Source organism: Arthrobacter oryzae (assembly GCF_037911235.1).
GTDB lineage: Bacteria > Actinomycetota > Actinomycetes > Actinomycetales > Micrococcaceae > Arthrobacter > Arthrobacter oryzae_E.
This window is the reverse complement of sequence record NZ_JBBLYW010000010.1, coordinates 100,794-124,411: the sequence shown is the minus strand read 5'-3', so window position 1 is coordinate 124,411 and position 23,618 is coordinate 100,794. Positions and strand designations below refer to the sequence as shown.

Annotated in this window: 23 protein-coding genes, 1 tRNA gene and 2 riboswitches; of the genes, 16 read left to right on the top strand and 8 right to left on the bottom strand. The window is 66.0% G+C overall.

Annotation, left to right across the window (positions count from 1 at the left end):
• Nucleotides 1–4: 4 nt before the first annotated feature.
• On the bottom strand, nt 5–238 hold the full coding sequence (locus tag WMN78_RS03565; protein ID WP_340532069.1) for a hypothetical protein: 234 nt from the start codon (nt 236–238) through the stop codon (nt 5–7).
• A gap of 184 nt (nt 239–422) precedes the next feature.
• Between WMN78_RS03565 and WMN78_RS03560 the strand changes: the two genes are divergently transcribed.
• The 3 genes from WMN78_RS03560 to WMN78_RS03550 are packed head-to-tail and all read left to right on the top strand — an operon-like array spanning nt 423 to nt 2,803.
• Nucleotides 423–806, top strand: a complete 384-nt coding sequence (locus WMN78_RS03560) for a cold-shock protein (protein ID WP_011690655.1) — start codon at nt 423–425, stop codon at nt 804–806.
• A gap of 8 nt (nt 807–814) precedes the next feature.
• A complete protein-coding gene (locus WMN78_RS03555) occupies nt 815–1,384 on the top strand; it encodes a DUF3027 domain-containing protein (protein ID WP_340532065.1) in 570 nt (189 codons plus the stop codon).
• Nucleotides 1,385–1,429: 45 nt separating this feature from the next.
• Nucleotides 1,430–2,803, top strand: a complete 1,374-nt coding sequence (locus WMN78_RS03550) for an MFS transporter (protein ID WP_340532145.1) — start codon at nt 1,430–1,432, stop codon at nt 2,801–2,803.
• Nucleotides 2,804–2,822: 19 nt separating this feature from the next.
• On the opposite strand, the gene serC is transcribed toward WMN78_RS03550, so the two are convergent.
• Nucleotides 2,823–3,953 carry a phosphoserine transaminase gene (gene serC / locus WMN78_RS03545; RefSeq protein ID WP_340532063.1) on the bottom strand — a complete coding sequence of 377 codons (1,131 nt, stop codon included), beginning with the start codon at nt 3,951–3,953 and terminating at the stop codon, nt 2,823–2,825.
• 281 nt (nt 3,954–4,234) lie between these two features.
• On the opposite strand from serC, the gene WMN78_RS03540 reads away from it, so the two are divergent.
• The 10 genes from WMN78_RS03540 to WMN78_RS03495 all read left to right on the top strand — a co-directional run bounded on the left by WMN78_RS03540 (nt 4,235) and on the right by WMN78_RS03495 (nt 15,657).
• On the top strand, nt 4,235–4,930 hold the full coding sequence (locus WMN78_RS03540) for a metal-dependent transcriptional regulator (protein WP_340532061.1): 696 nt from the start codon (nt 4,235–4,237) through the stop codon (nt 4,928–4,930).
• Between the two features lie 139 nt (nt 4,931–5,069).
• Nucleotides 5,070–5,285, top strand: a riboswitch (cyclic di-AMP (ydaO/yuaA leader).
• Nucleotides 5,286–5,288: 3 nt separating this feature from the next.
• Entirely contained in the window at nt 5,289–6,113 is an 825-nt protein-coding gene (locus WMN78_RS03535; protein WP_340532060.1) for a M23 family metallopeptidase, read from the top strand.
• Nucleotides 6,114–6,285: 172 nt separating this feature from the next.
• A riboswitch (cyclic di-AMP (ydaO/yuaA leader) is annotated at nt 6,286–6,444 on the top strand.
• 4 nt (nt 6,445–6,448) lie between these two features.
• Nucleotides 6,449–7,189: a C40 family peptidase gene (locus WMN78_RS03530; RefSeq protein WP_340532058.1), complete on the top strand. Its 741-nt coding sequence runs from the start codon at nt 6,449–6,451 to the stop codon at nt 7,187–7,189.
• A gap of 153 nt (nt 7,190–7,342) precedes the next feature.
• A complete protein-coding gene (locus WMN78_RS03525; protein WP_340532057.1) occupies nt 7,343–8,119 on the top strand; it encodes an NlpC/P60 family protein in 777 nt (258 codons plus the stop codon).
• A 224-nt stretch (nt 8,120–8,343) separates the two neighbouring features.
• On the top strand, nt 8,344–8,844 hold the full coding sequence (locus tag WMN78_RS03520) for an HNH endonuclease (RefSeq protein ID WP_028271305.1): 501 nt from the start codon (nt 8,344–8,346) through the stop codon (nt 8,842–8,844).
• A 45-nt stretch (nt 8,845–8,889) separates the two neighbouring features.
• Nucleotides 8,890–9,507, top strand: coding sequence for a molybdenum cofactor guanylyltransferase (mobA, locus tag WMN78_RS03515; protein ID WP_340532054.1), 618 nt, complete (start codon nt 8,890–8,892; stop codon nt 9,505–9,507).
• Nucleotides 9,508–9,581: 74 nt separating this feature from the next.
• Nucleotides 9,582–9,965 carry a DUF6457 domain-containing protein gene (locus tag WMN78_RS03510; RefSeq protein WP_340532052.1) on the top strand — a complete coding sequence of 128 codons (384 nt, stop codon included), beginning with the start codon at nt 9,582–9,584 and terminating at the stop codon, nt 9,963–9,965.
• On the top strand, nt 9,962–11,512 hold the full coding sequence (locus WMN78_RS03505; protein ID WP_340532050.1) for a molybdopterin molybdotransferase MoeA: 1,551 nt from the start codon (nt 9,962–9,964) through the stop codon (nt 11,510–11,512). The genes WMN78_RS03510 and WMN78_RS03505 overlap by 4 nt, the downstream gene beginning before the upstream one ends.
• A 70-nt stretch (nt 11,513–11,582) precedes the next feature.
• Nucleotides 11,583–12,455: a formate dehydrogenase accessory sulfurtransferase FdhD gene (fdhD, locus tag WMN78_RS03500; protein ID WP_340532048.1), complete on the top strand. Its 873-nt coding sequence runs from the start codon at nt 11,583–11,585 to the stop codon at nt 12,453–12,455.
• 175 nt (nt 12,456–12,630) lie between these two features.
• Entirely contained in the window at nt 12,631–15,657 is a 3,027-nt protein-coding gene (locus tag WMN78_RS03495) for an alpha-mannosidase (RefSeq protein WP_340532046.1), read from the top strand.
• 201 nt (nt 15,658–15,858) lie between these two features.
• On the opposite strand, the gene WMN78_RS03490 is transcribed toward WMN78_RS03495, so the two are convergent.
• The gene (locus WMN78_RS03490; RefSeq protein WP_340532044.1) at nt 15,859–16,590 is read right to left on the bottom strand and encodes a hypothetical protein; all 732 of its coding nucleotides are present in this window, start codon (nt 16,588–16,590) and stop codon (nt 15,859–15,861) included.
• Nucleotides 16,587–17,333 (bottom strand): hypothetical protein, encoded by a 747-nt coding sequence (locus WMN78_RS03485; protein ID WP_340532042.1) that lies wholly within the window; start codon nt 17,331–17,333, stop codon nt 16,587–16,589. Before WMN78_RS03485 ends, WMN78_RS03490 begins: the two co-directional genes overlap by 4 nt.
• A gap of 182 nt (nt 17,334–17,515) precedes the next feature.
• Between WMN78_RS03485 and WMN78_RS03480 the strand changes: the two genes are divergently transcribed.
• Both WMN78_RS03480 and WMN78_RS03475 read left to right on the top strand, forming a co-directional pair.
• A complete protein-coding gene (locus tag WMN78_RS03480; RefSeq protein ID WP_340532040.1) occupies nt 17,516–19,216 on the top strand; it encodes an ABC-F family ATP-binding cassette domain-containing protein in 1,701 nt (566 codons plus the stop codon).
• Nucleotides 19,213–21,126 (top strand): ABC transporter ATP-binding protein, encoded by a 1,914-nt coding sequence (locus WMN78_RS03475; RefSeq protein ID WP_340532038.1) that lies wholly within the window; start codon nt 19,213–19,215, stop codon nt 21,124–21,126. The genes WMN78_RS03480 and WMN78_RS03475 overlap by 4 nt, the downstream gene beginning before the upstream one ends.
• On the opposite strand, the gene WMN78_RS03470 is transcribed toward WMN78_RS03475, so the two are convergent.
• The 3 genes from WMN78_RS03470 to WMN78_RS03460 form a co-directional block, all read right to left on the bottom strand.
• On the bottom strand, nt 21,123–21,536 hold the full coding sequence (locus WMN78_RS03470) for an NUDIX domain-containing protein (RefSeq protein ID WP_340532036.1): 414 nt from the start codon (nt 21,534–21,536) through the stop codon (nt 21,123–21,125). The two genes, WMN78_RS03475 and WMN78_RS03470, sit on opposite strands and share 4 nt — an antisense overlap.
• Nucleotides 21,533–22,021 carry a DUF6314 family protein gene (locus WMN78_RS03465; RefSeq protein ID WP_340532034.1) on the bottom strand — a complete coding sequence of 163 codons (489 nt, stop codon included), beginning with the start codon at nt 22,019–22,021 and terminating at the stop codon, nt 21,533–21,535. The genes WMN78_RS03470 and WMN78_RS03465 overlap by 4 nt, the downstream gene beginning before the upstream one ends.
• A 1-nt stretch (nt 22,022) precedes the next feature.
• Nucleotides 22,023–22,095: transfer RNA gene (locus WMN78_RS03460), tRNA-Arg, on the bottom strand.
• A gap of 85 nt (nt 22,096–22,180) precedes the next feature.
• Here WMN78_RS03460 and WMN78_RS03455 point away from each other — a divergent pair.
• Nucleotides 22,181–22,981 carry a DUF998 domain-containing protein gene (locus WMN78_RS03455; RefSeq protein ID WP_340532032.1) on the top strand — a complete coding sequence of 267 codons (801 nt, stop codon included), beginning with the start codon at nt 22,181–22,183 and terminating at the stop codon, nt 22,979–22,981.
• On the opposite strand, the gene WMN78_RS03450 is transcribed toward WMN78_RS03455, so the two are convergent.
• A complete protein-coding gene (locus WMN78_RS03450; protein WP_340532030.1) occupies nt 22,956–23,576 on the bottom strand; it encodes a hypothetical protein in 621 nt (206 codons plus the stop codon). The genes WMN78_RS03455 and WMN78_RS03450 overlap by 26 nt on opposite strands.
• Nucleotides 23,577–23,618: the final 42 nt, after the last annotated feature.

The window sequence follows — 23,618 nt, the reverse complement described above, 5'->3', positions numbered from 1 at the left end:
AACGTTACCGCCCGCCGGACTTTCCTGCCCGGCGTCGGGCCGCGACGCCGTCGATCACCAGGAAGATCATCAGCAGGAATGCCAGCGGCAGGCCGTACAGGGCGAGGGACGTCACCCACACCGGGGCCGCGCCGCCGGCAAAGGCTATGGCCATGACGGTGCCCACGGCAACCAGCGAAAGGACAGCAGTGACCGCCGCAACCATCATCAGTGGCCGCCGGTAGCGCGAGGGTGTCATGGAAGTAACGCTAACAGCCCGGCTGTGCCCGTGCCGCAAAGCAGGAATCCGGGTCCCGGCAGGATAACCTTGAAGATACAGACCAACATGGTCCAGGCAGTCATACCCTGAACCCGCATATCAATGCGGATGCGGTGGCCGCCGGCCGTGTCTCAGGAAGTCCAGAACGAAGAAGGTTGATTACGTGCCTACCGGCAAGGTCAAGTGGTATGACAAGGAAAAAGGCTTCGGATTCCTCGCAGGTGAGGACGGTCAGGAAGTGTTCCTGCCCAAGTCCGCCCTGCCTGAGGGCGTAACGGAGCTCAAGGCCGGCACCCGGGTGGAGTTTGGCGTGGCTGACGGCCGGAAGGGAGCCCAGGCCCTCGGCCTGCGCGTACTGGACAAGACACCGTCCATTGCCAAGGCGAAGCGGCCCAGCGCCAAGGACCTGGCACCCCTCGTCCAGGACCTGGTGACCGTGCTGGACAACCTGTCCGGAACGCTGTCCGCCGGCAAGTACCCGGAAGGCAACAAGGCCAAGGCGATCGCCGCTGCCCTCCGTAAGGTTGCCGACGAGCTGGACGCCTAGGCATCCGCATGACTTCCCAACCTGACCAGGGCGTACCCAAACCGGCTTCAAAGCCGCGTGCCGGCGTGCCTGTGTGGCGAACCGGCAAACCGGACGCAGTGCTCGCTGCGGCCGTGGACCTTGCCCGGGAGGCAATTGAGGGCATCGCCCCGGCCGAACAGATCGGACAGCATCTGGCCGCGAAGAGCGAGGGGGACCGTGTTGTCACGCACCTCTTTGAGTCCAGGCTGGCCGGTTACCAGGGATGGCAATGGTACGCGGTGATGACGCGTAACTCCCGTTCCAAGGTCATCACGGTAAACGAGCTCGGCCTGCTGCCCTCCGCGGATTCCATCCTTGCGCCCGAGTGGGTGCCGTGGGCTGAACGGGTGCGCCCCGAGGACGCCCAGGAAAACGAAGCTGACGGCGACGCACATGCTGCGGACGCCGACGTCGCGGACGCCGCCCTGGCGGCCTTCGAAGACGACGTTGCCGTTTCGGACGACGGCGCCGCCGCTTCCGATGACGATGACGTTTCCGACGACGCCGACGCCCCGGAGGATGAGGAACACCCCGACTCCAGCCGCGAGGCTGACTAGCCAGTTGGAACCATGCGGGACTAGGCACCACGGAGGCCGGAGATGATGTCCACCTTCAAGTCCCTGCAAATCCTCAACTACCGCCTCTGGTTCGTTGGCGCCCTGATCTCCAACATCGGGACCTGGATGCAGCGCACCGCCCAGGACTGGCTGGTCTTTGACCACCTGACAGACCACGACGCCGGGGCAATGGGCATCACCATGGCCCTGCAGCTGGGTCCGCAGCTGTTCCTGGCACCCGTGGCCGGACTACTGGCGGACCGCTTCAACCGCCGGCACCTCCTGCTGATGACCCAGTCCACCATGGCGCTGCTGAGCACCGGCCTCGGTCTCCTGGTGGTTTCGGGCGCCGGTCAGCTCTGGCATGTCTACGCCTTTGCCCTGTTGCTGGGCCTTGTTTCCGCCCTTGACGCCCCCGTCCGGCAAACCTTCGTCTCGGAGCTGGTGCGGGACGACTACCTGCCGAATGCGGTGGCGCTCAACAGTGCCTCCTTCAACGTAGCCAGGATGATCGGTCCCGCTGTGGCCGGCGTGCTGACGGTGGCGGTCGGTCCGGGGTGGGTGTTCCTGATCAACACCTTCACATTCCTGGCGCTCCTGTTCAGCCTCTGGAAGATCCCTGTTTCGTCCCTGCGCGTCCTTCCCCGCGCGGCTCCGGGCAAGGGGCGGATCCGTGAGGGACTGCGTTATGTGCGCTTCCGCCCGGACATCGTGGTGGTGCTCGTGGCCGTCTTCATTGTGGGCACCCTCGGGCTGAACTTCGTCCTCTTCATAGCAGCCATGGTGGGCACGGAATTCGGGCTGGATGCCAGCGCCTTCGGGTTGATGAACTCCATCATGGCCATCGGCTCCGTAGCCGGGGCGCTGCTGTCCGCCGGGCGGAGCAAGCCCCGGCTTCGGATCATCTTCGGGGCAGCCGGCGCGTTCGGCGTCACGTCCGGGCTGGCGGCTTTGGCGCCGAACTACTTCTGGTTCGGGGTGGCGTTGGTGCCCGTGGGGCTTTTTGCCATCACGATGATGACCAGCGCCAACGGCTACGTACAGACCACCACCGACCCGGTGATGCGGGGCAGGGTGATGGCCCTGTACATGGCCATCTTCATGGGCGGAACACCGATCGGCGCCCCGCTGGTGGGGTGGGTGGCCAATGTCGCCGGGCCCCGCTGGTCCATGTCCGTGGCAGCCGCGTCGGGGCTGCTGGCCGCGCTGATCGGCATCGTGTGGATCATCCGTGCCCGGCAGCTGAGGCTGGCATTCAACCGCCGTGCCCGGGGCCTGCGCTATTTCCTCGTGGTAACCGGTGGTTCCAACCACCCGGGCAACGCTGCAGGAAGCGCCGGGGGCACAGCCGAAGGAAAGAAACCGAAAGAAGAAGGCGCCGTCCGGGACCAAAGCCCGGACGACGCCGTCGAACGCTAGCGCGTCAGCGCCAGATTCTCTACTTCTGCAGTTCGCCCACCACATAGTCGATGCTGGACAGGAGAGCGGACACGTCGTCCGGATCGATCGCCACGAAAGTGGCGATGCGCAGCTGGTTGCGTCCCAGCTTGCGGTACGGCTCAGTGTCCACGATCCCGTTGGCGCGGAGGACCTTCGCGATGGCCGCTGCGTCAATCGAGTCGTCGAAGTCGATGGTCGCGATCACGTTGGAACGGTCTTCGGCCTTGGCAACAAACGGGGTGGCGTATTCGGACGCCTCTGCCCAGGAGTAGATGCGTCCGGCCGAATCGGCGGTGCGGGCAGCGGCAAAATCGAGGCCGCCGCTGGCGTTCAGCCACTGGACCTGCGCGTCCAGGGTCACCAGCGTGGCCAGTGCCGGGGTGTTGTAGGTCTGGTTGAGCCGGGAATTGTCGATGGCAGTCTGCAGGTCCAGGAAATCGGGGATCCACCGGCCGCTGGCCTTGATCCGCGCGGCACGCTCCAAGGCGGCGGGGGAGAAGAGGCCCAGCCACAGGCCGCCGTCGGAAGCGAAGTTCTTCTGCGGGGCAAAGTAGTACACGTCAGCTTCGGACACGTCGACGTCGAGGCCGCCGGCGGCCGAAGTGGCATCCACCAGCACCAGCGAGCCTTCATCCGCCCCGGCAACCCGTTTCACCGGAGCAGCTACGCCCGTGGACGTCTCATTCTGCGGCCAGGCGTAGACGTCAACGCCCGCTTCCGCCACGGCGTCGGGTCGGGTCCCCGGCTCTGCCTTGATGATCGAGGACGCGTCCAGGAACGGAGCCTTGTTGGTGGCAGAGGCGAACTTGGAGCCGAACTCGCCGAAGGAGAGGTGCTGGGCCTTGCTGTCCACGAGTCCGAACGCCGCAATGTCCCAGAACGCGGTGGAACCGCCCACGCCGAGGATGACTTCGTAGCCTTCCGGGGCGCGGAAGAATTCGCTGAGGCCGTTGCGGACGGAGCCCACAAGATTCTTGACGGGTGCCTGGCGGTGCGAAGTTCCCAGAAGCGTGGCAGATGCGGCAGACAATGCTTCTATCTGTTCGGGACGGACCTTTGAAGGCCCGGCGCCGAACCGCCCGTCCTTGGGCAGGAGGTTGGCGGGGATAGTGATGCTGGTGTCGCTCACATTGGCTCCAATTTTTCGGCGTGGACGCGGAGGGCCCGGCAGTGCACGGAGTACTGCAGGTGGAATCCCCTATATTCTGCCTGACGCGCCTGCGGGGGAAGGAACGGCATCCGTCATAGTCCAGTCACTGAGACATGGTCCGGTCCCGGAGGCGCAGCTCACCGACGGGGCAGTTCACCGGGGCGGCTGTTCGGTGCGGGAGCCGGAAGATTATCCGGAGTAATTCAAAATAGGTTAAGCTTGTCCCTGACGCAAGGACTGTGCTCGAGGAGCTGAGCTGGATGACGGATCTGATCGACACCACGGAGATGTATCTTCGGACAATCTTGGAGCTTGAGGAAGAGAACATCGTTGCTCTCCGCGCCCGGATTGCCGAACGGCTGCGCCACTCCGGCCCCACTGTTTCGCAAACCATCGGCCGGATGGAGCGTGACGGCCTGGTGGTTGTTTCGGGCGACCGCCACCTTGAGCTCACCGAAACGGGCCGGAAACGGGCCACTGAAGTCATGCGCAAACACCGCCTCGCGGAGCGGCTCCTTGCCGACGTGATCGGCCTCGACTGGGCGTACGTCCACGACGAAGCATGCCGGTGGGAACACGTCATGAGCGAACGCGTCGAGCGGCGCATCTTCGAACTCCTGGACCACCCCACGGTTTCCCCCTACGGCAATCCCATTCCCGGGTTGGCTGCTCTCGGCGGCCAGCCGTCGCCCGCGTTCACTGACGGCGTGGTGAACCTCCTGGATGCCATGGTCGGGTATGGGGCTGACTCGCGCGTTATCGTGAGCAGGCTGGCCGAACCGATCCAGGTTGAACCCGAACTACTGGTGCAGCTCGATGAGGGCGGCATCAGGCCGGGGGCGTCCCTCGCCCTGGAACGCGTGGGGGAGTACATCTCGGTACGGGTACCGGAGATCGAGGGGGCCCTTGAGTTGCCGCCCGAAGTCGCGGCCCACGTATTTGTTACGGTGAGCTGACCGCCCACCTCGTAGGACCACCTACAACTGCCTGAGACGCAGATAACGAAATTATTACCGCGCTGGTTAATCGCCTATAGTTGACGACTAGCGCCGATACTAAAGCGTTACCTGATCCGTAGCCGAGCTCTGCCAGCGGATCAGCGTACGAATTACCTCCTGGCAGAGGCGGGGGAACCACAACCGGCCGTTGAAAAACGGCCTTGGGGTGAAGTCCGTCAGCGGCAAGCCATCTCCGACGAAGGATTCCTTAGGGGACACCCCTGTGTCGGATGCCTTGCAGTGGCGGGCCGGGTCTTTGATCTCTCTGACCCGAATCCGACAGCTAACTTCGCAGGCTATCCAGAGAGGATAATTCTTGACCACGCAGACCGTCAGGGGCCGCCGCAGGGCGACCGGTCCCGCTTCGGAGTACCCAGTGGCCGAAGCCGTCATGACGGTCAGGCCGCGCGATGCACACCGTGATGCGCGCCGGCGCCGCAGCCTGTTCAGCCAGGTAACGGAGTTCGCTTCGGCGAGCGGTGTGGGCCAGAAGGCAGGCATTGCGCTCGCCGCCACCGGACTGGTCCTCACTGTGACCGTCCCGTCCACCGGCCCCGCGATGTCCACGGCTGACGCCGGAAACGCTGCCGCCACCGCATCGGTCGCGCCGCAGCCGGAAGTTTCCGCTGCTGCAGGTGCCAAAATCGACTTCAACCGGACCTACGTTGCCACCAAGGGCGATCCCGACGGCAAGCTCAAGCAGCTCCTGAGCGCGCAGTCAGCGGGAACCATCACCCGTGCGGCCTCCGCCGGCAGCCTCGGAGCTCCGCTGGAACAAATGGTTTCGGCCTCGCCCTTCGGCTTCCGGGTCAGCCCCATCACGGGCGGTTCCGGCGAGTTCCACCGCGGCCAGGACTTTGCCGCCCAGTGCGGCACGAGCGTCCTCGCCGCAGCCAGCGGAACGGTGACCTTCTCGGGCTGGCACCCCTACGGCGGCGGAAACCGCGTGGTGATTGACCATGGCAACGGCCTGGAAACCACGTACAACCACCTGTCGTCCTCCAGCGTCCAGGTGGGGCAGAAGGTGGCCCGTGGCGACCTCGTAGCGCTCAGCGGGACCACCGGCGCCTCCACCGGCTGCCACCTCCATTTTGAAGTCATGGTCAACGGCGAAGTCGTTGACCCCACCGGCTGGCTCTGATCCAAACGAACCGGCTGGCTCTGATCCAAACGATGGGCCGCTCTCGCATTGCTGTGACATGCCGTGACCTGAATGTGACATTCGTTCTGAATTCCTGTACCGTTTAGAGCACGCCAACTTTTCCGAAGTTGGCGCTCTTGAGTGGATTGCCTAACTCTGCCACCGCTCAAGGTCCGTTCGCATGACATCGTCTGGCAGAGGCGGGGGAACCAATTTTGGTCTTCGCAAGAAGACCTTGGGGTTAAGTCGCAAAGCTTCCCAGGAAGCCGAGCGGCCGGGTGACTCCCATCCGAATCCGACAGCTCACCTCGTAGGCATTGGGAGAGGCTACCTTCGTGTCTACACGTCACAATTCTGCGCGCCACCGTGCGCAAACGGTTCGTACGAACCCGTTGAACTCCGTGTCCCGGGCTGTTACTGCCAACGCCGGAACCGTAGGTCGCCAGGCGGCTGTCATTGCAGCCGCGTCCGGATTGATCCTCAGCGTTGGAATGCCGGCGAACGCCGCCGATACCAACCTGGGCGTTTCCGCTTCCACGGAGTCCGGCTCACAGTCGGCCCAGCTGACCGTTACCGCGGAACCGACAGCGACTGTTACCTTCGAGCGTCCGGCAGTGACCACGAAGGCAGCGCCCAAGGTTGAAACCGTCCGGGCACAGTCCACCGGTACAGATGCCAGCGAGACCTCCACTGAAGCCGGCGCAGAAGCCAAGGCAGGCAAGCTTGCCGACGCCGCTTCCTCTGCAGCAGCATCGGGCCTCGCTGCCATCGCCTACACCGGCATCGGCAGTGCCTACGTCTGGGGCGGCACCACTCCCAGCGGCTGGGACTGCTCAGGCTTCACCCAGTGGGTGTACGCCCAGGCCGGCATCAGCATCCCCCGCACCAACGCATGGAACGCCATGACGCCCACCGCCACCCCGGCGCCGGGCGATCTTGTCATGCAAAATGGCGGCGCGCACGTTGGCATCTACGTCGGCAACGGCATGATGATCAGCGCGCTGAACCCGTCGCAGGGCACCATCCTGCACGCTGTGTCCGCCACGGGCACATCCGCGTTCTACACCATGCGCTAATCACGCCGCGCTAAAACACGCGCTTCCCCTAGTGAAGCGCGCGTCCTTCGCTAAAAACCCTGTTCGGGCCGTTCCGGCTTACCCCCAAGATGCCGGAGCGTCCAAAAGCCGCGGTCTGCCATGCAGTCTGAGGAAAACGAAAGAGAGAAATTAATGACTACTCGTGCCATCGCACGGCACCGCGCTGCGGTTACCAAAACCAACTCGCTTGCTGTCATTGCCAAAGCTGTCGGCGAGAACGCCGGCGGCATGGGCCGTCAGGCTGCGGTTATCGCTGCTGCCTCCGGTCTGGTCCTGACGAGCGGTATCGCAGCCAACGCTGCCGACACCAACGTTCAGCGCGAAGCAACCTCTGCTTCCACCCTGGAAGTCCAGTCTTCCGCTCCGGCCAACATCTCGGCCGCATCCAGCATCGCCATCTCCTTCGAGAAGCCCGCTGTTTCCACCTCCCCGGCTCCGGTCGTTGAGGAGCCCAAGCCGGTTGTTGAGGTTCAGGAAGCTGCTCCCGAGGCCGCTCCGGCCGCGACTGTTGAAGCCACTGTCTCCGCTCCGGCCGCCCCGGCAGCCCCCGCCGCGCCGGCTGCTCCCGCCGCTGCCAGCGGAAACGGCGCTTCGATCGCAGCTGCTGCTTACGCCCAGCTCGGCGTTGCCCAGGACTGCACCGCCCTCGCCACCAACTCGCTTGCAGCCGTGGGCATCAACTACCACGGCTGGCCGGCAGGTTACCTCTCCCTCGGCCGCACCGTCAGTGCAGCCGAGGCGCAGCCGGGCGACCTCGCCTACTACCAGAACGGCGGCATGGGCTTGGCTCACATCGCTGTCTACGTCGGCAACGGCCAGGCCGTGCACGGTGGCTGGAACGGTGGAACCACCTCCCTGTTCAGCGTCAACGTCGGCTCCGGCCCGGTCTTCATCCGCGTCGGCGGCTAAAGCCTCCGGCTCACCTCTCCCAGAAGAACCCCTGCCCCTCGGGCAGGGGTTCTTTTGCGTTTCCGGCAGGTGAATTTTTACCGACACGGGCTGTATGGTAAAGGTCCGATTCGGTGATCGGCCACTTGAGTGTTTACTCTTGTGTTGTCGATCCATAGCCCGGACAAGCAGAGGGCAGCCGGCCCTCGAGCCCCTGACGGGTGCGGCCGTGAAGAGGTATGTGCATGCGCACTCTCGTTCTTAATGCTGGATATGAACCGCTGGCGGTTGTGACCTTCCGCCGGGCACTGGTTCTTGTGCTGACCGGAAAAGCTAGCGTGGTGGCCGAAGGCGACGATCCTGTCGTCGGGCCGCAGGAGATCCTGGGCCGTCCGTCCGTGATCCTCCTGAACCGCTACATCCGCCCGCGGTACAACACCATCACCGCCGTGAGCCGCCGGGGCGTGCTGCGCCGCGACGGCCACCGCTGCGCCTACTGCGGTAAAGCAGCGCACACCATTGACCACGTCCACCCCAAATCGAGGGGCGGTGCTGACTCGTGGGAAAACCTGGTGGCCGCCTGCCTCAGATGCAACAACGTGAAGGGCGACCACACCCCGGCCGAGATGGGCTGGAAGCTCAGGTTTGTGCCGGCGCCTCCGCACGGCACCATCTGGCAGATCAAGGAGCTGGAAAAGCCCACTCCCGCGTGGGATCCTTTCCTGCTGCCCGAATCCGCCGCCTGAGGCGTCGCTACTGCGCGGGGCCGGCTCCATCGCTAGGCTGGTCCTGTGGAGTTTGATGCCCTCATCCTGGCCGGCGGTCGGTCATCCCGCCTGGGCGGCGTGCCCAAGGCCCAGTTGGTGTACGACGGCGCCACCCTCCTGTCGCGGTCGCTCGCGGCCGCTGCCGGGGCAGGCGCCGCAGTGGTGGTGGGACCTGATTCCGGCGCACTGCCCCCCGCCGTCCTGACGTGCCGTGAGGAGCCTGCATTTGCCGGCCCTGCCGCCGGGATTGCTGCCGGCCTGGCGGCCCTGGACCACGCCCGGGGTCAGCTGAGGGCTGGGATGACGCTGATTCTGGCCTGTGACATGCCCAAAGTGGACCAGGCCGTCGCGGCCCTGCAGACCGCCCTGGCCGAGGAATCCCCGGGACCGGCTGGATCCGAAGGAGTCATGTCCGCTTCGCCGGACGGCCGCCGGCAACCGCTTGCGGGCTTTTATAGCACAGCTGCGCTACAACGGGCCGTGGCGGAAAAGGCCAGGAGCGGAGGCCTTGCGGGAGCATCAGTCTTCGCCCTCCTTGCTAGGCTTGACGTGCGGACTGTAACTGTCCCCGCCGGTGCCACGGATGACGTGGATACTTGGGACGATGCCACCGCGTTAGGGGTGTCCCGCCAGGGGTCATGAGCCGCCGTCAGCATACGCGCCGTCGGTGGACCGTGCGGTGGCACCGCAACTGAATTTTGAGTTTGGAGGCAACAGTGAAGAGCCAGGACGAAACGCTGGAGGACTGGTGCCGGGCGCTGCTGCAAGCCTTCGAGCTGGAGGACGTCGAGGTGGACGTCAATGAAGTACTTGCACTGGCCGGGGTGGCAGCGCACTCCGTTGTGCGCCCGGCGGCGCCGCTGACCACTTTCATCGCCGGCTTTGCAGCGGGCATGGCCACGGGCTCGGGGCAGGCTCCGGACGCGGTCTCCATGCAGGCTGCCCTGGGCGTGGCACGGGCCCTGGCGATGGACTACGCGGCAGTGGATACGGCGGCGGCCTCCCCGACGCCGGCAGTGGAGCCCGAATCAGCAGTATCCGGTCGGGCGACCGACCCTGCACCCGGACCATCCGCCGACACCAGGAACACCGGGGCATGACGGCTGCGCCGCCGGGCGGCGGCGACGCCGTCAGCGACGTCCTTGAAGGCGGAGTCCCCGCCGACGGCCCAGGCTCCGGCGACGCGGCCGCTCCCGAGTCCCGGCCTGCCGAGTCCCACGCTGCCGCAACCCAGCCTGCCGAATCCCCCCAGCCAGGGCATACCCATGCGGCGCACACCTGGCAGGAAGCCCGGCAGGCGTCATTCGACTGCGCAACACCCATCTCGTCGGGGCCGGTGCCGCTCAGGCGTGCGCTGGGCCGGACCCTCGCTGCGGATGTCACGGCGCTCCAGGATATGCCGCACTACGCTTCATCCGCCATGGACGGCTGGGCGGTCAACGGGACGGGCCCGTGGATCCTGGCGGACCCCGGGCACCGACTGGCGCCGCACCAGGCCAGCCCTATTGTGACGGGCGGCCTCATCCCTCCCGGTGCGAAGGCTGTGCTCCGCAGCGAAAGCGGCATGATCACAACGGATGACGAAGGCCTCCCGGTCCTGGCCCTTGGCGGCTCGGCGCGGCCCGGCGAACCGAAGAACGGCCAGCACATCCGGAAGGCCGGGGAGGAAGCAGCCGCCGGAGACGTCCTGGTAAAGAACGGTGCGGTCCTCAATCCGGCACATTTGGCCCTCGCTGCGCTCGCCGGGCACGACGTCCTCCAAGTCCAGGGAAAGCCGGTGGTGAGGATCCTTCTGACCGGCTCCGAGGTGGTCGCCGCAGGCCTTCCCGCGCCCGGCAAGGTGCGCGACACCTTCGGCCCGCAGCTGGGGGCCGTGGTCGAGATGCTCGGCGGAATCTATGCCGGGCAGGAAAAAATTGGCGACAACTACGACGAATGGCTTGCTGCCCTGGAAGACATCGGTCCCGAGGACATCGGACCGCAGGCTGGCCCCGGGCCGGGGCCGGAGGCCGGTTCTGCGATGGTGCAGGGAGCGACGGGGCCGGACGCTGACGACGTGCCTGCCGACGTCGTGATCACCACCGGCGGAACCGGCCGGTCCGGGACCGATCACCTCCGCCGTGCCGTGGCGGAACTGGGCGGCCGCCTGCTGATCGACGGTATCGCCATGCGTCCGGGGCACCCGGCGGTCCTCGCGGAGCTACCGGACGGCCGCTTCATCCTGGGCCTGCCCGGCAATCCGCTCGCCGCAATGATGGCGCTGTGCACGGTGGGGGCGCCGCTCCTGGCCGCACTGGGTCACGGCACCCTCCCGCCGGTCAGCGAAGTGCCGTGCGGAACGATGATCGACGCCGAACCGGGACGGACCCGGCTTATGCCTTTCAGGCTGCTGTACGGCATGGCATCGCCGGCCCGGCACGCCGGACCCGGAATGATGCGCGGCCTTGCGGCTGCCGACGGCGTCCTTGTGGTTCCGCCGCACGGCGTTCAGCTGGGGGAGCCGGTGCCCGCCTTCGCCCTGCCCTGGGGTGCCCCGATCCCGGCGGCGGATCCTGCGGCGGCCAAAGCGAAGGCGGCCGCCCGCAAGGCCCCCCGGAAGTCCGCGGCATCGGACGGCCCGGTGGACTGGAGCGCCCTGCTGGGCTGAAGCGTCCCCGGCTGGTGAACCCGGTCCGGGCTTGCAATGATGGTCGTAACCGCACGTTAAGGAGCGCATCGTGGCCCGCATGACCCAACGCCGCAAAATCCACAAGTTTGTCCTGGACGGCTCACCCCAGTCCCGTGCATTCCCTGTGCGGCACCGGGAAGATGTCCTGGCTGTGGAAGAGCCCCTGGAAATACGGCTGGGCTCCCTCCCGTTTACCGTCACCATGCGGACGCCCGGCGACGATTTTGACCTCGTGGCCGGATTCCTGGTTTCCGAGGGCATCATCTGGGACCCCGACCAGCTCATCTCCCTCCGGTTCTGTGCGGGTGAGGACGAGAACGGCGTACAGACCTTCAACGTGGTGGAAGCGCAACTGCGGCCGGACGTGGTCCTTCCTGAGCGGGGGCGCAACATCTTTACCTCAAGCTCGTGCGGCATCTGCGGTACCGATTCAATCGATGCCGTCCGTAAATCGTCGCATTTCAGCCCGGCGGGGGATCCGCTGACCATGCCGGTTGAGACGCTGTCCGGGCTCCCGGACGAGCTTCGTTCCGCTCAGGCAGTCTTTGACACCACGGGTGGTGTCCACGCGGCGGGGCTCTTCCGGATCACCGACGACGGCGGCGCTGAGCTGCTGTGCCTCCGTGAGGACGTGGGACGCCACAATGCCGTGGACAAGGTAGTGGGCTGGGCCCTGCGCGAACGGCTGCTGCCGCTGGCAGGCACGGTGCTGCAGGTCTCCGGCCGGGCCTCCTTCGAATTGGTCCAGAAGGCGGCGCTCGCCGGTATTCCGGTGCTTGCGGCGGTCAGCGCGCCGTCCAGCCTCGCTGTTGAACTTGCCGACGCCAGCGGCATGACCCTGGCGGGCTTCAGCAGGGGCGCTACCCTCAACGTCTATGCCGGACAGCACCGCATCACGGCTCCCGCACCCGTGGCCGGATAGGGCAAAATGCTTGGCTTATGCGGCCCGGCGCAGTAGATTTTATCCATCGAATGGACGCGCCGATCCGCTCCTTCGGCTGAGTTCAGGGGCTAGCGCCTAAGCTGAAGCCAACGCCCGGGCGCAACCCGCGGGGTCAGCTGTAGCTTCCACACCACAGGCATTAAAGAGGACCACATTGCACGACGACCGCCGCATCACGGAAGTCCGTCTTGACCGCTTCATGCGCGAACGCGTGGACCCCGCGGTGTATGCCCGCAGCGTCCCGCTGAACCTGAGCAGCTGGGACGTTCCGGACGAGCCCGTTTCCGTCCTGGAAGCCCTGCGCCACGACTTCGTCCCGCTGGAACACGCATCGGCATGGGGGCGCCCGTGGAGCACCAAATGGTTGAGGCTGCAGGGGGAGGTACCTGACTCATGGGGTACCGCTCCGGATACCGCCGTCGAGATCGTGGTGGACCTCGGGTTCACCCGGGAGCTCCCCGGCTTTCAGTGCGAGGGAACGGCATGGCGGCCCGACGGGACCATCATCAAGGCCATCTCGCCACGGAACCAGTACATTCCCTTGAAGCTTCTGGGAAGCGGAATGGCAGTGGACTTTTACGTGGAGGCTGCCGCGAACCCGGATGTTGCACAAGGGTGGACTTTCGCGGCCATGCCCTACGGCGACAAATCAACGGCCGGGACCGACCCCAAGTACCGGCTGGGCACCATTGCCATCGCCGAACTGAACCAGACCGTCTGGGAACTGCAGCAGGATGTCTGGACCCTCAGCGGGCTCATGCATGAGCTCCCCATGGAAATGCCGCGCCGCCACGAGATCCTGCGTGCCCTGGAACGGATGCTTGACGTCATGGATCCGGACGATGTTCCCGGCACCGCGGCGGCGGGGCGGGCAGCCCTGGCAGAGGTACTGTCGCGTCCGGCGTATGCCTCGGCCCATCACCTGGTAGCAACGGGCCACGCGCACATCGATTCGGCCTGGCTATGGCCGGTCCGGGAAACCATCCGCAAGTGCGCGCGCACGTTCTCCAACGTTGTGGCACTGATGGATGAGTCTCCCGACTTCGTTTTCTCGTGTTCGTCCGCGCAGCAGTTCGCCTGGATGAAGGAGTTCTATCCGGAGCTGTTCGGACGCATCCGCGAAAAGGTCAAGGCCGGCCAGTTCGTGCCGGTCGGCGGCATGTGGGTGGAATCAGACACGAATATGCCGGGCGCCGAGGCCATGGCACGGCAGTTTATCGAAGGCAAGAAGTTCTTCCTTGACGAGTTTGGCGTGGAGTGCCGCGAAGCCTGGCTGCCGGACTCCTTCGGCTACTCCGCTGCGCTGCCGCAGATCGTCAAGGCGGCCGGCAGCAAGTGGTTCCTGACCCAGAAGATCTCCTGGAACCAGGTCAACCGGATGCCGCACCACACCTTCAACTGGGAAGGGATCGACGGCACACGCCTGTTCACCCACTTCCCGCCGGTTGACACGTACAACTCCGAACTCAGCGGGCGGGAGCTCGCCCATGCGGAACGCAACTACCGGGACCATGGCCGCGGCACCGTCTCGCTGGTCCCGTTCGGTTACGGCGACGGCGGCGGCGGACCGACCCGGGAGATGATCGCCGCAGCCCACCGCACGGCCGATCTCGAAGGGTCGCCCAAGGTCCGGATCGGCACAGCCGCGAACTTCTTCGCCCGGGCGGAAGCTGAATATTCGTCGCTGCCGGTGTGGGTGGGCGAGATGTACCTGGAGCTGCACCGCGGGACGTACACCAGCCAGGCCAAGACAAAACGGGGCAACCGGCGCAGCGAGCACCTGCTCCGGGAGGCCGAACTCTGGTGCGCCACCGCGTCCGTCCGGACTGCAGGCGCGTTCGAATACCCGGCGGCCGAGCTGAAGCGACTGTGGCAGCTGGTCCTGCTGCAGCAGTTCCACGACATCCTGCCCGGCAGTTCCATTGCCTGGGTCCACCAGGATGCCGAGCGGAATTATGCGGCGGTCTCGGACGCCCTGGAGGCCATCATTGCCGGTGCCGCGCGCGCCGCCCTCGGTGAAGGAAGCCGCGAGTTCCTGCTTAACGCCGCACCGCACGAACGCAGCGGCGTGCCTGCGCTGGCTGCCGCCGAACCGGTCCGCAGCGACCACCCCGTGACGGTCACCGAATCCGACGGCGGGTATGTCCTCGATAACGGCGTGATTCGGGCCGTCTTGGACTCCACCGGGCTCCTGAGGTCCCTGGTTGACTACGCAAGCGGCCGCGAAGCGATTGCCCCGGGCCAGTTCGGGAACCATCTGGAACTCCATCGCGATACGCCCAATGAGTGGGACGCGTGGGATATCGACGAGTTCTACCGGCGCAACGTCACCTCCCTCACGGAAGCGCGTTCGGTGACGCTCGAGCGGGGCGGCTGGGACGCCGTCGTCGTGGTGGAACGGCTGGTCGGGTCGTCAACGATCACCCAGCGGATTTCGCTGGAGGCCGGTTCCGGCTCCCTCGGGATCCTGACCTCCGTGGACTGGCAGGAACGCGAAAAGCTGCTCAAAATCGGCTTCCCCCTGGACGTACGCGCGGACCGTTCAGCGTCCGAGACGCAGTTCGGGCACGTATTCCGGCCGACCCACACCAATACGTCCTGGGAGGCCGCCAAGTTCGAAATCTGCGCCCACCGCTGGATCCATGTAGGGGAGCCGGGTTACGGCGTCGCTGTTTCCAACGCCTCCAGCTACGGGCACGATGTCACCCGGGCGGTGAGGGACGACGGCGGCACCACCACTACCGTGCGTACGTCGCTGCTGCGCGCCCCCAAGTACCCGGATCCCGGAGCCGACCGCGGCCGGCACGAGCTATTGGTGACCATCAGGCCCGGTGCGGCCATCGCCGATGCCGTGGAAGAGGGCTACCGTACCAACCTTGCCCCGCGCGTGGTGAAAGGCGCCCACCCTGTCCGCCCGCTGCTCACAGTGTTCAGCCAGGGAATCGTCGTGGAGGCGGTGAAGCTGGCCGAGGATGGGTCGGGCGACGTCATTGTGCGCCTCTACGAATCCCTGGGGGAGCGGTCCGAGGGGATGGTGACCGCCAACTTTGAGACCCGGGAAGTGAAGACAGTGGACCTGCTCGAGCGTCCCGCTGAGGCGCCCGGTGTTGAAACCGGCCGGGATTCCGCCAAGCTGACACTGCGCCCCTTCCAGCTGGTCACCCTCCGCTTTGTCCGGTGAACGGCCCAGCTGATATGCCAACTGGCCCTTAACAGGCTGAGTGGTGGCGGTCCCCAACGGCCCGCCACCACTCATCCCCCCAATAGCGCTCAGTGGCGGCCCGGCGCCTTACGGATTGTCCCCGTTAGCGACCCCGGCCGGCACCACTTTCACACATTCATGATTCTCTCACGTTCTAATGATTTTGTGAAAGTGCTCAGCCTACTTTGCAGTAGATGACCTCTGTGCGGCCGCCTGAATCCTTACCCGGCAGATCCAAATGGCCGTCAGCCCCAGGATGAATGCTAGGGCGCCGATGTAATTTACTACAGCTTCAAGGTGTCCCAGCCCGGTCGGGAGGAGCGGATAGAAGGTGCCCAGGACCAACGCGGCAAAGCCGAGGGTAAGAAGCCCGGCTCCCAGCCGGATGCCTTTGGGAAGCCTGGATGACATGGCAGTATAGGTCGCCGGAAACAAGCACGCGGCAACATAGGCCGGGTAAAGGCGGCCGGCCCCTGCATAGAGCCTGATGAGCTGCGCGTTCTCGGGGCTTCTGGACGGCAGCGTGGTCAGCCCGGTGACACTCCCGGCCGTATCAGCAAGGACGAAGAGCGCCACCGTTGCCCCGGCAATCACTGCAAGGATACCCAGCCCGACCGGGCCCAGGATCAACCGGACGCTGGTGGGGGCGCCGAAGCCCTTGGCGATGCGGTAGCCGATGAGGAGAATGACGCCGTAAATCACGAACCGAAGGATGAGGTTGGTGATGTTGGAGCCGCCAAGTACCCGGTCGATAGCAAGGTACGGGCCATCAATGCTCAGGAGGATCGCGAGTGTTGCAAGCACGAAAATGTAGAAGAGCGACCTGTTCTCACCCCTGATGGCACTCGGAATTCGCGCTACTGCGGCGGCACAGCAAACGGCGAGGGTGGACCATTGCAGGATCTCGATCATCCTAGGTTCTCCCAGATTTTTTTGGTTTGTTCGTGGTCTTGTTCCTGGCGCTTGAGGTTTCTCCCCAGCGCCTGCAGCCGCTCACCGGCCAGGGCGGCGAGCTCGCCGTCGGACAAGGCATCAAGGGCTGCCTGCCTCGCGCCGGGCGGCCATCCGGCCTCTGTCTCGGTGATCATGCCGGTGGCCAACAGCCCGCCGGTCAGGCCGACGCCGGCAGCCCTGGCCGTTGCGAGGGCCAGTTCCGGTGTCAGCCGGTTGGCCGACAGCTGCGCGGAGTAGTTCTGCGGCGCGATTCCCGTGGCCGTGGAAACCCGGTGCCTCAGTTCGCCGTCGTCGATCGCATCAACCCAGTTCTTTACTGACGTTGCGTGCGGAACGGGGGCCAGCGGCGGGGCCTGCTGCTGCTGCTCCGTTTCGATCCCTCCGGCTGTCCCGGCCGGGCGGGCAATGACCGCCTTCAGTAAATCCATGGTGGCAATCTGGCTGACCAGTTCCGCGGCGGTGGGTAGGGCGGGGCTTCCGGCGAGCTCGCTGTAGATCTCGAAAGTGGCCAGCGCCGCCACGGGATTGATGTTGAAGGCCCGGCTGATGCTGACCACCGTGCTTTCGGACACCTTTCCGCGGACCAGCTGCTGCGCCAGGGTGGTCCGTTTCACGCCGGAGATTCTGCAGATGTCAGCGGTGCTCGCCTGGGGTGCAATTCCGTGAAGCCAGCGTTGGAACGCCTTGGCGGGGAGTGGCATAAATGGCTTCCTGCGGGGTGGGGGCGGCGGGTCTGATCACTCGATTTTACGGCGGGGGGTATATGAACTATGCTAGTTGGTCGAACCCGTTGGTCCGTACACCCCCCAAGTCCGGACCAGCGGGTTCTTTCATGCCCGACGGGATTCCAGGCCGTTTTGGGCCGCAGTGAGAGGATGGACTAATGACTGCAACCCTTGTTGCCAAAGACCTTTCCGGCGGTCACGACCACCGCACACTCTTCTCAAATCTTTCGCTCACCGTGGCGCCCGGCGACGTTGTAGGTGTGGTGGGCGCGAACGGTGCCGGCAAGTCCACCCTGCTCCGGCTGCTGGCCGGTGTGGACCAGCCCCTGTCCGGCTCGGTGAGCCTGGCCCCGTCGGACGCCTTCGTGGGGTGGCTCCCGCAGGAGCACGAACGCCTTAGCGGCGAAACCGTCGCGGAGTACGTGGCGCGCCGCACCGGCTGCGCCCAGGCAACGGCGGAGATGGAGTCCACGGCCGAGGCCCTGGGTTCGGGCGCCCCCGGCGTCGATGACGCCTACTCGCTGGCGTTCGACCGCTGGATGGCCTCCGGCGCGGCGGACCTTGACGAGCGGATTGCACCGGTCCTTGCCGACCTCGGACTGGACTTGGGGCCGGAAGCGCTGATGACCGGCCTGTCCGGCGGGCAGGCCGCGCGGGTGGCACTGGCTGCGCTGCTGCTGAGCCGTTTCGACGTGGTCCTGCTCGACGAGCCCACCAACGACCTGGACCTCAACGGGCTGGCCAAGCTGGAAGCATTCGTTCAGGGCCTCCGGGGCGGCGGTGTGGTCCTGGTATCCCACGACCGCGAATTCCTGGCACGCTGTGTCACCACCATTGTGGAACTGGACCTGGCCCAGAATTCCGTGGCCGTTTATGACGGCGGTTACGAGGCGTTCCTGGAGGAACGCGCCGTCGCGCGCCGCCACGCCCGGGAGCGCTACGAGGAGTTCGCCTCCACCAAGGCGGACCTCGTCTCCCGCGCCAGGACCCAGCGTGAGTGGAGCTCCCAAGGCGTCCGCAACGCCATGAAGAAGAGCCCGGACAATGACAAGATCCGCCGTGCAGCCTCCACCGAATCCTCGGAGAAGCAGGCCCAGAAGGTGCGGCAGATGGAGTCAAGGATTGCGCGGCTCGACGAGGTCGAGGAACCCCGCAAGGAGTGGCAGTTGCAGTTCAGTATTGGCCAGGCGCCGCGCTCCAGCGCCGTGGTGGCAACGCTGCGGGACGCCGTCGTACGCCAGGGTGATTTCACCCTGGGGCCGGTGAACCTGCAGCTCAACGCCGGAGAGCGCATCGGCATCACAGGCCCCAACGGGGCCGGCAAGTCGACGCTGCTCCGGCTCCTGCTGGGGATCCGGCAGCCTGATTCAGGGAATGCCGCGATGGGCGCCTCGGTGGCCATCGGCGAAATAGACCAGGCCCGGGGCCTGCTGGCCGGCCACCTCAAACTGGGGGACGCCGTCGAAACCGTCCTGACGGAGCTGACCCCGGCGGAGGTCCGCACCCTGCTGGCCAAGTTCGGCCTCAAAGCGGACCACACCTCCCGTCCGGTAGATTCGCTGTCGCCGGGTGAACGGACCCGGGCCGCCCTCGCACTGCTGCAGGCGCGCGGGGTGAACCTGCTGGTCCTGGATGAGCCCACCAACCACTTGGACCTCCCCGCTATTGAGCAGCTCGAAGAGGCATTGGAAAGCTACGACGGCGCCCTGCTCCTGGTCACGCACGACCGCCGGCTGCTGGAAAACGTGCGCCTGGACGTCCGCTGGAACGTCGAGGACGGTGTGGTGACCGAACTGCTCGCCGGCGCCGCAACATCTCCCGGCGCGGCAGAACGCGCCACGAAAGGCAACAACAGATGAGCATGGACCGGGTAGCGTGGAGCTCCCTCTACAACATCACACGCGCCTCCAGCGGCTCCAAGCCGTTCTCCAAGGCAACGCTGAAGCGCGTGTTCGGCTTCGCCCGGCCGCACCGGGGCAAACTGATCGCCTTCGTACTGCTCTCGATCGCCACGGCAGTGCTTGCCGTAGCCACACCGGTCCTCGCCGGCCAGGTGGTGGACGCCATCATCGCCGGCGTGGGCGCCGACGTCGTGATCCGGCTGGCCGTGCTCATCGCCGTCGTGGCCGTGGCCGAGGCCGGGCTGGGGCTCGTGACCCGCTGGCTGTCCTCCACCATTGGGGAGGGCGTGATTGTGGACCTGCGCACCAAGGTGTTCGACCACGTCCAGAAGATGCCCATCGCCTTCTTCACCCGCACCCGGACCGGTGCCCTGGTGAGCCGGCTGAACAACGACGTCATCGGCGCGCAGTCCGCCTTCGCCGGCACGCTGTCCGGCGTGGTCAGCAACGTGGTTGCCCTGGCGCTCACCCTTGTGGTGATGCTGGGCAAGTCCTGGCTCGTCACTGTGCTGGCCATGATCCTGCTTCCCATCTTCCTGATCCCCGCCCGCCGGATGGGTTCCAAGCTGGCCGACCTGCGCCGCGAGGCCGCGGAACATAACGCCGCTATGGGCACCCAGATGACCGAACGCTTCTCCGCACCGGGTGCCACGCTGGTCAAGCTGTTCGGCCGGCCCGATGAGGAATCACGTGAGTTCGCCGTCCGTGCCGGCCGCGTCCGGGACATCGGCGTGCGCACGGCGATGCTGCAGTTCACCTTTGTCACCGCGCTGACGCTTGTCTCGGCGCTGGCGCTGGCGTTGGTCTACGGTCTTGGCGGCTTCCTGGCGCTGCAGGGGCAGCTGGCCGCGGGCGACGTCGTGGTGCTGGCACTGCTGCTCACCCGCCTCTATGCGCCACTCACCGCCCTCTCCAACGCCCGGGTGGAAATCATGAGCGCCCTGGTCAGCTTCGAGCGGGTCTTCGAGATCCTTGACCTCAAACCCCTCATCCAGCAGAAGTCCGACGCCGTGGAGGTGCCCCCGGGACCCGTCTCGGTGGAATTCGACGACGTCCGCTTCGCCTACCCCTCCGCCGACAAAGTGTCACTTGCTTCCCTTGAGGATGTGTCCACCCTGGACACCCGCGGCGGCGAAGAAGTGCTGCACGGCATCAGCTTCCGGGTGGAACCGGGCCAGACCGTGGCCCTGGTGGGCTCCTCGGGCGCTGGCAAATCCACCATCGCCCAGTTGCTGTCACGGCTTTACGACGTCGATTCCGGCGCCGTGCGCCTCGGCGGCACCGTGCCCGGGAGCGGACTGGATGTGCGTGACACCACCTTTGATTCGATGCGGGCCACGCTGGGCATGGTGACCCAGGACGGCCACCTGTTCCACGAATCCATCGCGTCCAACCTGCGGCTCGCCCGTCCGGACGCCACCGAGGAGGACATGTGGGATGTACTGCGCCGGGCCCGTCTTGAGTACATGATCCGGTCCCTGCCGGACGGCCTCGACACTGTGGTGGGGGAGCGCGGCTACCGGCTCTCCGGCGGCGAACGCCAGCGCCTCACCATTGCCCGGCTGCTGATTGCGCAGCCGCGCGTTGTCATCCTCGATGAGGCTACGGCGGCCCTGGACTCCACCAACGAAGCGGCCGTGCAGGCTGCCCTGGGTGCAGCGCTCGAGGGCCGCACTGCGTTGGTGATCGCCCACCGGCTGTCCACCGTGCGCGCTGCGGACATGATCCTGGTGGTGGAGGACGGCACCATTGTGGAGCGCGGCACCCACACCGAATTGCTGGCAGCGGAAGGCCGGTATGCGGAGCTGTACCGCACGCAGTTCGCGGAAGCGAGTGCCGTGGTGGAAGAAGCCGTTCCGGAGTTCTAGCGCCGGAAACTGCGGCCCGCTGCCAGGACGGGCAGGATGTGGTCCGTCAGCAGGGGTGCGAGGTCGGGCGGCAGTTCCCCGGCCATGTCCAGCCAGCGGATTTCGGCGATCTCCGCCGAAGGGTGCGCCGTCCAGGTTCCCGGGGCGGCAAAAACCGTCGCTTCGATGTCCGTGGCGGCCTCATTGGCGGCGTCGGCAAGCCACACGCCCATGAGTTGCAGCTCTTCCGGCGCCACGGCGATGCCCACCTCTTCCAGCAGTTCACGCGAGCCGGCCTGGGCTGCGGTTTCGCCCGGTTCGGGTTTGCCGCCCGGGTGCATGAACTTGTCCGTGCCGCGCTTGCGGACGGTCAGCAGGCGGCCGGCGTCGTCGTAAACGCAGACGGCGGACACAACGATGCGGTCCTTCACGGCTCCGACCCCGGTTCATCCGACCCCGGCCCGAGCCGGCGCAGGACCGATTCCAGGAGCAGGTTTTTCCTCGGTCCCTGGACATCCCAGGAGTAGCTGAATTCGTCGGGCCCGCGGCGGGCGTACGACACGCGGTAGGTATCCGGATCACACCAGTGCTGGTCCTGGCTGGCCGCTTCCCGGAAGCTCATCCGATGGAATGGCCGCCCGTCGGGGAACGTCATGTCCATCGCATCAGGGGAATCCGCCGGTTGCAGCACGTAGTCGCGGCTGGCGGGGCCTGTGAAAGTCCCGCCGGCGGGAGAAGGCCAGCGCATGGTGCCTTCTTCGTGGAAGTCGAGGCCGCCGTCGTCGTGCTTCGGGGAAAAGCGGACCACGCCGGCGAAGGTCCCGCGGGCGCCGGAACTGCGGTCCCACAAGGTGCGTTCCACGGACCAGCTGCCCAGCAGGTAGGCACGCAGGTCTAAGAGCGGCGGGAAGTTCAAGTGCCCTCGATTGGAATCGAACCAACGACACCGGCTTTAGGAGAGCCGTGCTCTATCCACTGAGCTACGAGGGCGCGCGCCCGAAGCGGTTGGCGGAAGCCGTCCTGTTCGGGCACGGATACAAGCATACAAGGTGACGGCCCGTACTACGCTCTTGGCATGACTGCAGCAACACCAGCAACGTCCTACCGGGCCGGGTTCCTCCCGGATATCGCGTCCAGACGCGAATATTTCGGCGCGTGGGCGGAGCTCAGCGTGCTGCAATACTTCGTGGCTGAGTCCGCAGTGATCGCAGCCTGGGCAGGTCCGGAGCCCTATGACCGCCGGACCGGCTACATCAGCGACCTCGGGGCCGTCCATTGCGGAATCTATGAAGACCGGGACGTCTGTTCGCCCTTGCACCTGTTGATGAATGCCTCGTTCGTGGTGCAGGGACTGGGCATGCTGGTGGGGGCGCTGCTCCTCAGCTCGGCTCTCCTGTGCGTCGCCGCCCGGCCCGGCGTCCGGCTCGCCGTCGGCAGCGGCCACCGCGTGCCATGGTTCACGGCCCTCGGCGCCAAAATCCTGACGTTCACTGCAGGGACAGGAACCATCATCGTGGGACTGGTGCCCGAAGACGCCGGATGGTTCGCCGTGCATCTGACCGGCGCCCTGATGTATTTCATCGGGGGAGCGCTGGCACTCCTGTTGCTGGGGGCGCTGTGGCGGAGGCAGTCACCCCTGGGCTGGTTCATCCTGGCCTGCGGAGGTGTCTCCTTCGTGGCGCTGGTCATCGGCGGGGTCACCGGAATGGCCGTACCCGAGCCGGGCACGCTGGAGCGGTTCATGGGTTATCCGGTGACGATCGGCCTGGCCGCAGCGGGGCTGGTGATCGCCCAGCGCGTCCGCCAGGAACTCAGGGCTGCACAAACTGCGCGGGCAGCAGCCCGGGCGACTACTTCCGTGGCCTCCGGCCAATAAACACTGCCGCGCCGCCGGCCACCAGGCTAAGCACCAGCAGCACCCAGCCGGCGACGGTGAGAGTGGAGGCCAAAGCAACCTGCCCGGCGTCGGCCGTGGACGCTGACATCATCGAATCGATGGCAGTGTTCCCCCACAACCGGGCGGCGGCGAAGAGGAGCGGGAGAGCCCACAGCCCCCAGCGGAGGGCCTTGCGGGCAACGTTGGTCCCGATCAGCAGCAGCCAGGTGAAGCTGAAAATGAGCGGGAACAGCGTGCCGGCCGTTTTGTGGAGGTAGTTGAGCTGGCCGCGGGCGTCCTCGTTCATGGCTGCCCTCAACTGGTCCACGAATCCCTGGTCAAAGCCGCCCACCAGCGAATCGGGCATGGGCAGGCCGCCGGAGAGCTGCGTGAGCTGGTTCAGCGTCAGCAAATGCAGATACCAGAATAGGAAGAGGCTGGCCACCACCCCTGCGATGAGGATCAGGCTGCTGTTGTTCTGCGCCTTCTCTGGTGTCCGTTGGGTGGTGGGGTTGATCACCGACGGCAAGTGGTGCTGGGGAACGGACGCCTTGGCGCCGTGTTTCTTGATCCGCTGTGCTGGTGTCTTGGCCATGCGTTCATTATCGCTGTTCCTGTACCTGTTTCCTGCCTGTTC